Origin of the sequence: uncultured Mediterranea sp. (assembly GCF_902493215.1) — a bacterium.
Classification (GTDB): Bacteria; Bacteroidota; Bacteroidia; order Bacteroidales; family Bacteroidaceae; genus Bacteroides.
This window is the reverse complement of the sequence record NZ_CABUOL010000020.1, coordinates 1-15884: the sequence shown is the minus strand read 5'-3', so window position 1 is coordinate 15884 and position 15884 is coordinate 1. Positions and strand designations below refer to the sequence as shown.

The following is a 15884-nucleotide window of genomic DNA, read 5'->3' as shown; positions in this document are numbered from 1 at the left end:
AAGAATGTATAAAGCGCGAATCGGATGAATGATGTAGTAATAGCTTATGATTTGGGGACTGGAGGAATAAAATCTTCTATTGTAAATGAGGGTGGACAAATAGTGTGTTCTACCTTTGTACCCTATCAGACATATTATTCGGCGAATGGTTGGCAGGAACAGGCACCAGAAGAGTGGTGGCAAGCATTGGTTTTGTCAACCCGTCGGTTGCTTGATCAAGGAAGGATACCATTGAAGGCCATTCGGGCATTGGCTATATCCGGTCATAGTCTGGGAGTTGTTCCGATGGGGGCTGATGGTAGTTTGCTACGTTGCAAGACACCAATCTGGTCTGATATGCGTGCTCTTGATGAAGCTGAAGACTTTTTTCGTAAAACTGATTATCAAGAATGGTATGAGGTGACAGGTAACGGTTTTCCACCTGCTTGTTATTCTTTGTTCAAGATAGCGTGGTACAAACATCATGAACCTGAAATGTACGCTAAAGTAAACAAGATTATCGGTACTAAGGATTATTGCAATTATCGTTTCACAGGTCGTTTGTGTACAGATTATTCTTATGCTTCGGGTAGTGGTGCTTTTTCTTTGTCTACCTGGTCATATCGTGAAGATTATATTCAGCTGGCTGGGATTTCACCGGAAGTTTTTCCGGAAATTATTCCATCTGATGGAATTGTTGGTGAGATTACCCAAGAGGCTTCCGACGAGACGGGTTTGCCAATGGGGGTGAAGGTCGTGTGTGGAGGAGTGGACAATTCGTGTATGGCCTTGGGAGCTAAAGGTATTGTTGATGGAAGAATCTATACTTCTTTGGGATCTTCGGCATGGATTGCATTGGTTTCGGAGCATCCGGTTCTTGATTTTAAATATAAACCTTATGTTTTTGCTCATGTTATCAAGGGAATGTATACTTCGGCAACTTGTATATTTTCTGCCGGCTTGAGTCAACAATGGGTACGGAATACGTTCTGTACAGATTTGTTGGAACGCGAAAAGAGTGGGGAGGCCGATGCCTATGAATTGATGAACCGTTTGGCTGAAACTTCAGTACCAGGAGCACATGGTATCCTTTTTAATCCGAGTTTGGCTGGAGGTTCTATGATGGAGCCTATTCCGCAGATGACAGGAGCATTTTTCGGGTTAAAACTCGAACATACTCGTGCAGATATTCTTCGTGCAACTCAGGAAGGTATTGCTATGAATTTGCGAATGGCGTTGGATGTATTATGCCGTTATCAGGAGGGTTTGGAAAAGATGCTGATCGTTGGTGGAGGTGCTAAGAGTTCTGTATGGATGCAGATTTTCGCTGACATTTATAAACTTCCTGTGGAAAAGACATGCATTGATCAGGAAGCTGCAAGTTTAGGGGCTGCAGCACTGGCATTGAATGCAATAGAATTATGGAATGGTTATGGAATGATTGATGGAATTCATCGTTTGGAAAGGATGTACATTCCACGTCAGGAGGTTCGTTCAATCTATGATTCTGCTCAGGAACGTTTTGAAAAATTAGTAAATTATATTGCAGAAATGAATAAATGAAAAAGCTATGAATAATTTTGAATATTATAATCCTGTACACATAATATTTGGTGCAGGCGAATTGAAACGGATTGGTGAAGAAGCAAAAAGAATAGGAAATAATGTATGTTTGGTTTCTTATAAAGATCTGAACTTCCTTGAGCCGTTGATGAATAGAATTGAAAAGCTATTAAAGGAAAGTGGGCTGAATGTTTTCACCTTTTATGAAGCAGAACCTAATCCTGAAATAACGACCATAGCTCGGGGGGCAGAATTTTGTCGGAAAATGCAGGCTGATATGGTAATAGGTGTCGGTGGAGGAAGTGCTATGGATGCGGCCAAGGCTATAGCGGCAGGTGTTTTCTACGAGGGTGATTTGTGGAATATGGTCTTTAGTAGGCATGATCATATTAACGCTGTTCCTCCTCAAAAATCTTTGCCTACCATGATGATACCTACCTTGCCTGCAACGGGTAGTGAAATGAATAATTGTGCCGTGGTAAGTAATGCGGCATTACAAGAAAAATCCTATATTTGGAGTACGTGTCTTTATCCGAATACTTCAATTATTGATCCTGAACTGACGTTGACTTTACCGCCGTTCCAGACGGCCTGTGCTGCCGCTGATACCATTTCTCATGTATTGGAAATCTATCTGAATGGAGAAGAAGACAGCGATTTACAACATTACTTTCAAGAAGGTGTCATGCGCACCGTTATTGACAATGTTGATAAAGTATTGAAAAATCCATCTGATATATCCGCACGTTCTCATTTGCAATGGGCAGCTACTTGCGCTATAAATGGTTGGGCGTCTCCTGGTGATGCGTGGACACCTATTCACCAGGTTGGCCACGTATTGACTTCCCGTCATAAAGTGCCACATGGGGCTTCATTGGCTATATTGATGCCTGCCTGGATGGAATATATGTGTACACGCCGTCCGGAGCGTTATTTCCGTTTTGCCAAAAACGTGATGCAAATTGAGACAAAAGGCAAGAGTGAGGAACAGGTTATTCAAGAAGGTATTGAACATTTTAAAAGTTTCTTAGGTTCTATTGGAGTTCCTCAGACACTTCACGAAGAAAACATAGGTAGGGAAGATCTGCCATTTATTGTTGATGGTGTGGTAAAAGTTAGTTTTGGACAAGATGGAATGCTGAAATGTATTCCGCCTGTGAGTCGTGAAGATATAATGGAAGTTTTGAAAATTGCATTTTGATTAAAGATGGAAAAATAAATTTCCCCTCATCTCAGATTGTGTTATAAAAGAGATGGGGGGATTATTTTTAAGGTACCAGTCAGAATTGTAAAATCATATCCTTTAGTTCTGCTGGTGTAATTTGTTGTTGGGCATCTGATAAGGCTTTTGAAGGACAAGTGTGGCATTCGATAAAAAGCCCTTCGTAGTTCCGTTTGAGTGCCTCTGTACAAAGTTCATATACCAGTTCTTTTTTTCCTGCTATGTGGCTTGGGTCACAATACATCGGTAGGTCAGGAAACAGATTCTTCATTTTCCAAGGTAAATCCCAAAGCGGAGAATTCCTATAGGGCTCGTTGTCCAATATGCAGAATCCTCTGTGTATTAGACGCAGCTGATTTACACCGGCTAGCTGTAAACGTTCTATACTGCCAATCCATAGATTTAGGTCTGGGCAAATGGAATTTTTTAGGAAAACAGGAATCTGTGTTCCTTTTAAGGCAGCAGCCAATTCGTTCATCATAAAGGGATTTGCTGTTGTACGTGCACCAATCCATAGCATGTCCATTCCAGCTCGTAGAGCTGCTTCAACATGTATAGGTAGTGCCACCTCTGTCATTACTTTCAATTTACAGACTTGTTGAACTTCTTGCAGCCACGGTAGTGCTGCTTCACCTGCGCCTTCGAATCTCCCGTATCGTGAACGTGGTTTCCATACTCCTGCACGCATGGTTCTGATACCTATTGTTTTTAAGGCAAGTGCTGTTTGGATTACTTGTTGCCGGTTTTCTGCACTGCATGGTCCGGCTATGATGTCTGGTAAACTCGTTTTTCGATGTTCATTCATGGTTTGTTATATTTCAGTATGTTTTAAAATGTACGTAGAATTTTCGGAAAGCAACGATACTGAGTATAATTGTTGCCAGAAAGACTATGGAGAGAATATAGGATACCATCGGTATATTTCCACTTCCGTAGGAATGCATTCCAGTTAAATAATAGTTAACACCCAAATAGGTCATCAGAACGGTGGCGAATCCGAATACAGATAAAGCGTGTAGAACAAATTCATTGTTCAGTTTCGGAATATAACGGGTATGTAAAATTGCAGCATAGGCTAAAATGGTAATAAGTGCCCATGTTTCTTTGGGATCCCATCCCCAATACCTTCCCCATGCTTCATTGGCCCAAATAGCACCTAGAAATGTACCGGCTGTCATTAGGCACAATCCTATAAGTTGTGATAGTTCGTTAATATAAGCAATTTTTTTTATTTCTCTTATGATGATTGGAGTTGGGCAGGGTATAGTCATAAGGGAAAGACCTGTAATGCCTAAAAGAAAACTTATGGCCAGGAATCCATATCCTCCCATGATAACAGCCACGTGAATCATCAGCCAATAGGATTGCAGGACAGGAACCAAAGGTGTGATGGCTGGATCCATTTGATTCATGTGGGCAACGAATAAGATGATGCCGGAAAAGATTGCTCCCAATGACAAAGTGATAAGTGAACGTCGGCTGAAGATGAAGCTACCTCCCAATGTACACCAGGCCGCGTAAATCATAGATTCATAGGCATTGCTCCACGGTGCCTGCCCGCTGATATACCAGCGGGTAATTAATCCTGTTGTTTGAAGCAGAAAAAAACAGAGAATAATGATTGTGATTGTTCGTTGAGTCAGTTGTAGAAAAGATTCTTTCTTTTGACAAGCCATTTGTAGAACGATGGATAATAACAGAAAAATTCCCCCACTGATATATCCAAATGCGGAAATGTAAAATGGACGTATCTGGTTATATAACAATTCCATCTTCAATTGGGTATCAGTGAGAAGAGGGCAATTGGTCTTTTTTTGTTGGTAAACCGATATCATATCTATAATGTCCTGCTTGGGCTCGCTGAAATACCAAGGTATAATGTGGCTGACGAACAGTGAGTCTTCTCCAACAAATTCAGTCAAACTATCTCCTGGTGAAAACCATCGCTGCTTTTCATCATTGGGCAATGGAAATATAGGGAGCATTTTTCCTTGTTCTAAGCTGAGAAGAATGTTGATTCTTTCATCCAATTTCAATAAATCTTTCTGGAGTTTACTGTGGCGTTTTGAAGGGACATTGTAGGTGTTTTCAATTTCATCTTTCAACAGATAGTTACCTTCTGTATCAAATAAATCATTGAAGCATACATAATCACCTTCCTGTTTCAGAATTTTCCGGATATCCTTGTTGGGCTGGTATATAATAGAACGTTTGTTCCAGTAATCCGGTTTTATCAACAGGTCCCAAATGAATGAGGTCGCATTCAGTGAATCAACCGTTTCTGAGTGATGTATTTTGCGTACCAATGTTCTGCAATATGTATCTAATGGCTCGATGCGTCCGTTAGGATTCTGTACCTGAATCCGGCTCCAGTCCGTTTGGGCTTGAATCACACTGCATGGTAAAAATAAGAGCAACATTGACAAACTTTTAATTTTACTGAACAGAAGTCTTATTCGTGATTGCCTTTGGAAAGGAAGCCACAATATTCCCATAAACAAAAGAATATAGCCTATATATGTTACAGTCATACCTATCGGGTCATAGCTGACAGTAAGAATCGTACCTGCTTCATCTTCATCATAAGCTGTTTGGAATAACCGATAGTTTTGTATGGAAATAACTTTATTCATGTATATTTCCATTTTCGAGTATGTGTTTTTTTCGTAAATGGTTACGATACTTTTATAGGAACGCGGACTGGCAGATCCTGGATATCGCAATAGTTGGAAGTCGTTCAGATAGACTTGAAATGGTAGAACTACTTTTTCTTTTTGATCTGTATATATAACGTTAGTTTGTTCTCCTTCACGTACATGTAGCATTCCTTCTACACTGGTATAGTGACTGAATAATGCTCCTCCAATCAGAAAAATGAATGAGATATGCAATAAATAATATCCCAAACGTCTTTTTACAGGAATTCTATTACGAAAGGTACGGATTAGCCAATTGGCGATTAACAATATCCATAAAACGCCGACCATCGGATGATGATAAATATTACTTGCCGCAGAAGTACCATAATATTTTTCAATCCCTGTAGCAATGCCAATCAATATTGCATAAATGGTTAGTAAAATAAGCGTTGTTTGCCAAGATCCTATGGCTGTAATAACTTTTTCTTTCATTTGGTAATATCTGAATTATTATGGGGAAAAAGAATATGACAAACCCTCTTGTACATCTTATTAATCCATGTGCATAATAGAACAGTCTGATGGATTGCCTATCTTGTGATGGAATATTTGTTTTTTTAGAGTGAATTCACATATTCTACCAGTTCATCTATTTCTTTGGTTGTAATTTTACTCTTTTCTAGCCCATGTTTGTGTACGGTGAATACTTCTTCCATTGTAGCAGCCCGACCATCGAACAGGTAAGGAGCCGTTCGCCATACTTCTCTTAATGTAGGAGTGTCCCAACCTTTTTCAAATTCAACATCATCTCCGATTCTATGCATCTGGCGGTCTGTAAAGTACGGTCCGCTGTGACAATAGTCACAATTATATTTTTTGAAGACAATCTTTCCTCTTTCTGCTTTCTCAGATAGCTTCCCGTTTATCAAATAGGGGCTGGGAACGGGCAGTAAATGCTTCAGATATTCGTCTACACATTTGGCGATATCTTCCGGAACTTCATTGAACTGTATGTATTTATAGCCTGCCCTGACAGCTTTTTCTGCATTTTCGCGTATTCCAGATATCATACAGGGGGCTGTAACATGTGAGAAAAGCATGCTTTTGCAGTTCTTGGAATTTCCGATACCGTCATTCATAAGATCCCAATTCAGACCGTCTGTACGTGCGTCACCCGGATGACATCCATTGCACGATTGCCAGTTTTGAAAACAATAGGTGGCATCATTGAAATATTTTTCTCCCTTATCAATATCGTTTTCTGTTCTGTTGTTGACCAATGCTACCGTTTGAATATTGGTTGGATTATCCAGACTGACAATGTTCAGGGTGTCAGAAAAATAAGTTGGAATGTAGGCATATTTATCATTGAGTATAAAATCTCTGGGCCCATTTCCTTGTAATGCAATTCTTTGCCGCAATCCTACCATGAATTTTAAGTCATATGATAGGGTACTTTTATCAGCGACTTGCTGATACTTATTCAGAAATGCAGGGTAGTCTATAATGCTGATTTCATGTGTTCCACTGTGTGTAATGACAATCTGCTTTGCTGTACACTTTATGTCCCATATTCCGGCTGCCCCTCTGTCTGCCTCGTCCAATAGGATAGAACCACCGTAACTAAGGTCGTGTATATTTATGATACTCATTGCACTTGTGTTCATCCATCCTTGTTGCAATTGGCTGGTTGGAATCTGGAAACGTCCCAAATTGTGGGTGACGAAAACATAATTTCCATCCGGGCTAATGGTCATTCCCCGTAAGGCATTACTACCGGTTGCCAAAGGTATGTCTTTAATCTTTTTGAATGTCAGTAAGTCGATAACTGAAACAGCCGCCGATACATAATCCTGATTGGCTTTACCTGTAGGTAAAAAATTGGCGACAAACAGAAATTTCCCATCATTGGATATTACTGCACTTTTGGGTTCTCTCAGAACATAGACTTCTCTTTTTACCTGTAATGTTGTAAGATCAATTTCTGATATGGTGGTTTGAAACTGGTTACATACATATAAATATTTTTGATTTTTACTGAGAGTAGGAGAACAAGCTCCTCTTCCTGTCGGGATAAATTTTACCGGTTGTTCGGTTTCAGGTTGTATAATTTCTACTCCTCCTTTTGCATAACTGGTTGTAGCATATATTCTTTTCCCATCTGTTACAACGCCTGTGGGAGGTTCTTCTGTTTGCCAAACTTTGATTCGTTCTTTTCCGTCCGGTGAATAAAGACTGACTGCTTTCGTACCTTTTTCAGAGGTCAGAAGATTCTTTCCTAAAAAAGTTATGTCCGTCATATATAAGGGTGTTCCTTCCACTTGATTGGTTTCCCTGGTTTTGAAACTCCACAATCCTGTTGCCAGAATTGTGGAGATCATGCATGTATATATTGTCCGTTTCATATATTATTGCATATTTAAAGTTGGTCTTTATCGTATAACTTTTGTCCGTCATTGATACATTTGTTGAAATTTTCATTGTTCTTCAACTTTTCTGCATATTTTCGGAGCATAGCTTTATGGCGCTCACAGGGCACCAGTTTACTCTCGATGTCACCTCGTGGCGTTTCCTTCAGGCGCTTTTTACCTGTTTTTATGATAGACAGTGCTTTTTCATATTTTTCCTTATCTTTGCGGATACCGTCCAATATCGGACTTAACTCGGGACGGTCAAAGGCCACTTGTGCCTGCAATTGACGGGAGAAATTGTTCAGATTCCATAAACTGATTCCTGTAAGTTCGGCCAGCTGATTTACTTCCTCATTTGTCAGCGGACATCTTCCAGCCAAAGCATTGTCAAAAGCCGATTCATAAACCGGATAGTAGACTCTGTTCAAGTCCATCCAAGTATATAGTATTTCTTTTTCTTTAGAACTTAGCTTGACACCTTTATGGCCGTTATCTATGATTTTAGTCAGTTTGCTGGCATGGCTTCCCCAAGAGTACGCTTGTTGGATTTCTGCTGGTCCACCACCTACGAGATTTACAATCTTGTTTACATACAAATTAACATAGGCTGCGTTGAAAAATGGGTTCATATCCTTGGCCAATACCAGTTTCTTACGGTCATTGGTATCGAAGTCGTGACATTTTACACAATGCTTGTCCAAAATAGGTTGTACATGTTCCATGAATGAAAACTTGAATGGTTCTTTCCCCATCCATTTTGACAATTCAACAGGTTTTTTGTTTAAGGCAATCGGCCGTTTTGGCATTGGGGCCGGGATACTGAGTCGGTCTTCATGGCATCCTACACATCCGTTTATCTCTCCTGGCATTAGTGAAACACCACTTCGCATGGATTGGATCATTTTTTTATCTTTGTCCAATACCTGGAAATAAACATGTTTTCCAGCAGGTACAATGAAACTGGCTGAACCGTCTTCTTCAATAGGTACTTCTCCTAATATTTGTTTGTTTTCAAAACTGTGCCAGTTCATTCCTGGGGCTTGTTCTCCTTGTCCGAACCATCCTTGTATGGTCCAAGTTCTTTTTTCCGGAGACTCCACTACACGAAGCCATTTTGCTTCTCCCTTTTTTACACCGGCCATGTGGGTGCCTTCATAGACATTTTCTACATAAAAACGTCCGGTGTTGTCCTTGAAGTTACGCATGGTAGGCAGTATAACTGGTTTTTCACGGGATTGAATTATTTGTGGATCGTACAAACTTTTGTCACCTTCAAGAATCAACTCTTCCATGCCATCAGGTCCAAGTAGGTATATGCCTTGTTTGGAATCTTCTATGTTCCATGGACCACGCTTGAACCATATGGTACGTGATGCCAGGAGGAATTCTTTGTTGACAGGGAACGGATCCTCAAAGAAGCGGTCAATCCATTTGAACGAATCCAAGTCTCCATTTCCTACGATACTGATAGCTTCTTTGGGCCATATTTGTACAACTGCATCCCGTCCGTCCACGCCTTTTTTACGGTCGATAATGGCAATAGCACCCCAAGGACGGTCGTGGCATGAACCAAATGTACAGGCAACGAGATCTGTACCTGGAATTTGGCGTCCATCAATGACTCCGCCTGGACTGGCTGTATTATTACCATAATAGATGGAGTGTTTAGTACCGTCCGGATTGACAGTCCATAACCCTTGTGCATCACCAAAGTTACGATCTACATATTCCCATCGGTCATATAGGATGCGTCCATCGTTTAATAATGTAGAGTGTCCTTCAAAAAGAGTACTAACACCGATTTGTGTGATGTTTGATCCGTCAGCATTCATTCTAAATAGGTTTCCCATGATGTGGCGGTTACACATACAGTATTTGGGTTGGCGTGTGGAGGTGAATACAATACTACCATCAGGAAGGTAAATCGGATCTATATCCGATATACCGCTTGCCGATGTCAGTTGTTTCAATCCGGTTCCGTCCAAATTCATTTCATATATATGATAGAAGTCTTCTGCTGATTTTCGCATGGAGAAGATAACTTTCTTTCCGTCGAACGAGATTTCCGGATCGCGCACAATGCCATCTTTCAATTCGATCAAGGTCCGTGAGCTTTTTTTGTCTACATCGAATACACGCATGGCACCTCCCGGTGCAAAGCTTTTTTCATTGATTTCGCCATACTGAAACAGGGTGGCGGTATTATGATGGTCGGGAGCGTATTGGTCACGTTCGATATATAAGATTTGTTTTCCCGCCAAAACCTGTTTGGCTTTATCGGACAGGTATATACTCTTTTTGGGCAGTTGTGCCTGAAGAGGTACATTTATAATGAAAGTACCACAGGCAGCTAGCAGTAATGTTGAAATTGAAAATGTTTTCATGATCTGGTTCTTTTATATTGTCATGCAAAGAAAGGCAGATAAATTGGAAAATAGTTTCATTTTCCTTTCAAATCCTTATAAAAAACTGCAAAAGGAGTAAGTAAGTTGTTTTATGCGGAATTTTTCTTTGGGTTATAGACATTATATCTTATTATTTTGTGTCTCTTTTCTTAATGTGTTGAATAACATATATCCTGCGAACGCAGTAATGATAGGGATTACCCAGGTCCATTCGCTTTGATATTCAAATACATTTAGGAAATCCAATAATGGGTATATGGTGAAGGTCAGAACCAGGGCCATTGTAGGGGGGGCAATATGGGTGTCTCCATAATAAACGAATAAAGCAGCACACAATTCTCCTAAATAGACGGCCAATATTCCGAAAGTGATTCCCCAAGCCACATTCCCGGTAGCAGCTGTAACCATTGATGCGGACAGAGCTATATGATGAGTTACCGGAATGTTATATCCCATAATCATGAATGTATATGCAACTGTGGCGAACCCAAATACCAATCCACTGCTTCCTGGTAGGATAATTGCCATATATGCAGCCGGTGCTCCGATGGCGATAGCTAACAGTAGCATTTGAGCAGGATCAGACTGGTAGATAACCCATGCATGTTCCGGTATCGGTTTCCAACGGTTTACACCTACTGGAAGTTTACCTAATAGACCTGTTTTCCCCAGCAACAATCGGGCCAGAAACATGTCAAGTATCACGGCTAGTGCTATGGTGTTTGTCCAGGCGATGTCACGATAGTTAGGGATAAGAAAAAGTATATATAATATAATGTGTCCGATTGCTCCGAATATTCCTCCGACAATCAACACTTTCGGATTATTCAATCCGACTAGTGCCGTACAGATATCTTTCCCGTTATCTATAAGGTGTTGTTTGGCTGCATAAGCTGCAGCTGCACATCCACCGGCAAAAGACGTGTGTGGTCCCAAAAATGTTCCCCAAGCTACTAAGTTCATAAAATCGGTATTGCCGGTTGTCAGATTGATTGTTGCACCAATCAATACGGCTAATCCGCATAATACCCATACTGGGAAGGCTCCGATGGCGGCTCCGAAGATGCCGCCTGCAAATGCGATAAGTAATTCAAGAAAATTAAAGTCCATAAAATAGATAATCTAAACGGTTTATTTGTTTTTAGCAAAAATCGCCTTTATCTTTCTTTTCAACTTGTTTTATTGTCCCAATCCTTTTTCATAGACTATCTATTTAAAATAACGAAGGATTTTACTAGTTGTACTTTTGGGAATAATGTCATTATCCTACCATATACTTTTCAAATACTATTTTTATTGGTGTCGTTTGTACTTTAGGTTTGCAGAAAACAATATATATCATTATTTTTGGGACTGTTAAGATGAACTATTGACTATGGAGCGTATAAATTATCTTACTGCTATGCGATTGTCTATGCCTATGAAAACATTTTTATTGGCTTGTTTCTGTCTTTTTCTTCCATGGATATCGTGGGGGAAAAGTGGTAATAATGCTGTTTATTTCCGTTGCTATTTTGACAAATTGAATCTTCCTCAAACTAGTATTCTTCAAATTGTTTAGGATAACAGGGGATATTTGTGGCTGGCGACAGGACGGGGCGTTTATCGGTTTGATGGTAATGAAGTGGTGGCACTGGCCGATATTTTGCCCGATAATAGGGACGAACTTCGTGGGTATATTCCTTGGGTAATGATTGATGGATATGAAAATTTGTGGCTCAGTAACGGATATATTTATGAGCTAACCACAGGTAATCTGGTCAGAAATGCCATAATGGAGAAATCTATGTTCAATGCTCCTATAGTAGACAAGCTTGGTAATTATTGGTTCAACTATCCTGATAAGTTTGTAAGATACGATAGGGATGAGAAACAATGCTCCCAGGTAGAAGCATCTGTAGGATTTGGGTTTACTCAATCAGAACATTATGTTTGGGGAAGGTCTACAGATGGTTGGTTGTATCGTATGTCTATCGGTGAAGGTGATATTGCTGTGTTGAAATATGATTTGTCCCAATGGAATATTGGTGAAATATCCGTTATGCTGGCCGTCAATGACGAGACCGTTTTGATTGGAGCCAAAACGTCTGGCTTGTGGCGGTATGATTTGCGGACGCAGACAGCACGGCAGATATTTTATGAAAATTATGTCCGTGACATTTTACGTTATTCCCAGTCTGTTTGTTGGGTGGCAACAGAAAATGGCATTTATATTTATGATGTCAATACGGACGAGATTGAACATTGGAAAAAAGATCCACATGATGTTTTTGCTATTCAGGATCATGCCATTTATTCTTTCTATAAAGACAGAGAAGGTGGCGTCTGGTGTGGTAGTTACTTTAGGGGACTTTCTTATGTACCCAATAGCCAGTGTAAGTTCAATAGCTTCAAGCCTAGTAAGAAGTACCCCGGTCTGGAAGGTACAGTAGTGCGGGAATTTTGTAAAGGTCCTGGTAGCAATCTGTGGATTGGTACTGAAGATAACGGATTGAACTGTTATAATATATCCGATGGAAGCTTTGCCAACTATTCCAAAAATAATGGACTGGGAACAAATAATATTCATGGGCTTTGTTTGGACGGGCGTGAATTGTGGTGTGGAAGCTTTGATAATGGAATTGAAGTTTTTGATATTGACAAACGCCAAGTGATTCGTTCATTTAAGGTTGAGGATGGAAGAACTAATTTGAAGTCAAATTTCGTTTTGTCCGTTATGAAGTCTGACGATGGAACAATTTGGATTGGTACGGGAGCTGGAGTACAAAAGTATGACGCAAAAGAAAATCGTTTTGATGATTTGTATGAGGGGATAGCTCCATGCAGTCAGTTGTATCAAGACAGTGAAGGCAATATCTGGTGTGTATGTCTGAGTGAACTTGCGTGTATATCAGTTGACGGAACGTTGGAAAAATATCGTTTGAACAGCGGTTCGATTCAATCGATAATGGAGACACGCAGTCATGAAATTTGGGTGGCTACTTCTTCCGGTATAGCACGTTTGGATAGGTCTAAGTCATGTTTTGTCAACCATGTCCTTTCCGACCAGAATGCGTCGACCAATTATGCTTATCGTATCATGGAAGATGGGCAGGGGTTCTTTTGGATATCAACGGCTTATGGACTCGTACGTTTTCATCCGGCTTCTCAGTCTTCTTATGTGTTCACAACCTTAGAAGGTTTGCCCGAGAACCGTTTTAATGTAAGTTCATCTTTTCAAGATGTCAACGGTATTCTTTATTTCGGTACAATCAATGGATTCACATCTTTTGACCCTACGCTGCTCTTACCAAGTAAAATTGTTCCGAAACCGGCGGTTACTAAACTGATTTGTACGGGTGTAAATCTGGAACGCACTGTTTTTAACATCGATAATACCGCTTTCGAAATTGATCATACAGAAAACAATGTAACATTCGAATTCAGTTCTTTCACTTATACAGCTCCGGATGCACTGCGTTATAGATATCGTCTTGAACCTTTGGACAAAGGTTGGCATGTTCAGCAGGGATGCACTCCTTTTACCTATCCGAGTCTTTCTTCCGGTAACTATACGCTCAGAATTCAGACTACAGATTATAATGGCGAATGGGCAAATAATGAAGTCACTTACAAGATAGATATCCTCCCACCATTTTATGCATCCTGGTGGGCTAAGTTGGTGTATGGATGTATAGTGACAATGGGGATTCTGTTTTTACTATGGAGATGGCACAATCAGATGAAGAAGAAACAACAAATTCATATTCAGGAGGTAAAAGACGCAACAGAAAAAGAACTTTATCATACAAAAATTAATTTCTTTACGACTATTGTGCACGAAATACGCACTCCGCTTACTTTGATTAAGGCTCCTCTGGATAAAGAATTGGAGAAGAATCAGAGTGAAAATCTACTGTTGGTAGAAAAAAATGTAGACCGGTTGCAGAATTTGTGTACCCAACTTCTTGATTTCCGGAAAATGGAATCAGAACAGTTGCAATTGAATTTTGTCAAGACCAATTTGCCGGATCTTTTGAAAACCATTCTTTATCGTTTCTCTGCCCAAATCAAGCAAAATGAGTTATTGTGTGAACATAACCTTGATCAGATTACATTGGAAGCTCCGGTCGATCGGGAAGCATTTACCAAAATTGTCAGCAATTTGTTGAGCAATGCAGTTAAATATGCTACTCACATCATTAAGATTGAGTTAGGTATGGCTGGAGATAATTTCTATTTGTCTGTATGCAATGATGGTCCCAAAATTGAAGGTACCGACCGTAGTAAAATTTTCAATATGTTTTATCGTACAGAGGATGTTAAAGAAAAGTCTGGTACAGGTATAGGTCTTGCTTTTTGCCGTTCGTTGGCAGAAATGCATAATGGACATTGGGATTTGGTTGATGATAGTGATTATACGCATTTCAAGTTGATGCTTCCAATGACACAGCAGTTGGTTTTCTCAATAGAGGCTGTATCAGACGATGGCGAAATACCGGATATTGTAGATAAATCAACTTCAGAAAATTCTGATACGGTGGTTCTTGTAGTTGAGGATGAGCCGGAACTTCGTTCTTTCCTTAAAAAAACACTGTCTGAGCAATATCAGGTATTAGTGGCAGGTAACGGCCTTCAGGCTTTGGAGATTATTGGGAAAAAACCAGTTTCCATCGTTGTTACCGATGTGATGATGCCCAAAATGGATGGATGTGAATTGTGTCGCTCTCTTAAGAACGATGTCGAACTCAGTGGTATACCCGTTGTAATGCTGACGGCCAAAAATAATGTTGAAGCCAAATTGGAAGGCTATATGGCCGGGGCTGAAGAGTATATTGAGAAGCCATTTTCTATGAAATATTTGTCGGCTCGTATAGCGGCCATTGTCGGAAAGAAGAAGAAAGAAGCGGAGATACATTTCAATTCGCAACCTTCTGTTCGCATCGATAATCTGGCTGGTAAGTCCGATAAGGCGTTGGTGGAACGGTTCCGTAAATTGGTAGAGGAGAACTTGACTAGTGATAAGCTGAATATCTCTTTCTTGTGCGAACAGCTTGGAGTAAGTCAGACGACTTTTTTCCGTAAACTAAAGTCTGTGATGGATATTTCACCTAACGATTATATCCGAATGGCTCGTGTGGAGCGAGCCGCGTCCATATTATTGGAAGTTGAAGACGTTCGGATATCGGATGTCGCCTATGAACTGGGCTTTTCCAGTCCAAGTTATTTTACCCGTTGTTTTATTCAGCATTTTGGGATGTCACCCAAAGATTATGTGAATCGTAAAAGGTCTGGAGACGATTCGGCACAAATGGTAGAATCGGAACGATAATCAGAAAGTATTTTACCATTTTCAGATAAAAAGTCCTCTTGCCTGTATGTCTTGTTCGTTTTCAGGAGATTTATGGTAAGAGGATTTTTTCATAACCGTTGTTTGGATTCGTTTATAATAAGTATTTTATCGCTGAGAGGCAGATCCTTTTTTAAAATTCTCCCATTTCTTATATTATTCTTTCGTTGGTAGGATTGTTTTAACATGTGAAATGTTTTTTTGGATGCTTTTACCATATTGTAGGTTCCTTTGCATAGCGAATCAAATGAGTATTTGCTATGTGATTAATAAAGTTAACCCACTACTGTCCCGTAAAAGTGGATAAATAGTTCTTTGAAATTATTGAAATATAGT

Annotated in this window: 8 protein-coding genes; 3 read left to right on the top strand and 5 right to left on the bottom strand. The window is 40.0% G+C overall.

The window, feature by feature from the left end:
- Positions 1-24 precede the first annotated feature (24 nt).
- Both RDO88_RS11020 and RDO88_RS11015 read left to right on the top strand, forming a co-directional pair.
- Positions 25-1542, top strand: a complete 1518-nt coding sequence (locus tag RDO88_RS11020; protein WP_307759422.1) for an FGGY family carbohydrate kinase — start codon at positions 25-27, stop codon at positions 1540-1542.
- 7 nt (positions 1543-1549) lie between these two features.
- The gene (locus RDO88_RS11015) at positions 1550-2743 is read left to right on the top strand and encodes an iron-containing alcohol dehydrogenase (protein WP_307759421.1); all 1194 of its coding nucleotides are present in this window, start codon (positions 1550-1552) and stop codon (positions 2741-2743) included.
- A gap of 79 nt (positions 2744-2822) precedes the next feature.
- Here RDO88_RS11015 and RDO88_RS11010 read toward each other — a convergent pair whose 3' ends face one another.
- The 5 genes from RDO88_RS11010 to RDO88_RS10990 form a co-directional block, all read right to left on the bottom strand.
- Positions 2823-3569 (bottom strand): phospho-2-dehydro-3-deoxyheptonate aldolase, encoded by a 747-nt coding sequence (locus tag RDO88_RS11010; protein ID WP_307759420.1) that lies wholly within the window; start codon positions 3567-3569, stop codon positions 2823-2825.
- Between the two features lie 13 nt (positions 3570-3582).
- Positions 3583-5895, bottom strand: a complete 2313-nt coding sequence (gene ccsA / locus RDO88_RS11005; RefSeq protein ID WP_307759419.1) for a cytochrome c biogenesis protein CcsA — start codon at positions 5893-5895, stop codon at positions 3583-3585.
- Between the two features lie 125 nt (positions 5896-6020).
- Positions 6021-7808, bottom strand: a complete 1788-nt coding sequence (locus RDO88_RS11000) for a cytochrome D1 domain-containing protein (protein WP_307759418.1) — start codon at positions 7806-7808, stop codon at positions 6021-6023.
- 14 nt (positions 7809-7822) lie between these two features.
- The gene (locus RDO88_RS10995; RefSeq protein ID WP_307759417.1) at positions 7823-10198 is read right to left on the bottom strand and encodes a hypothetical protein; all 2376 of its coding nucleotides are present in this window, start codon (positions 10196-10198) and stop codon (positions 7823-7825) included.
- A 141-nt stretch (positions 10199-10339) separates the two neighbouring features.
- The gene (locus RDO88_RS10990; protein WP_307759416.1) at positions 10340-11329 is read right to left on the bottom strand and encodes a hypothetical protein; all 990 of its coding nucleotides are present in this window, start codon (positions 11327-11329) and stop codon (positions 10340-10342) included.
- A gap of 466 nt (positions 11330-11795) precedes the next feature.
- Here RDO88_RS10990 and RDO88_RS10985 point away from each other — a divergent pair, with 466 nt between their 5' ends.
- A complete protein-coding gene (locus RDO88_RS10985) occupies positions 11796-15530 on the top strand; it encodes a response regulator (RefSeq protein WP_307759415.1) in 3735 nt (1244 codons plus the stop codon).
- Positions 15531-15884: the final 354 nt, after the last annotated feature.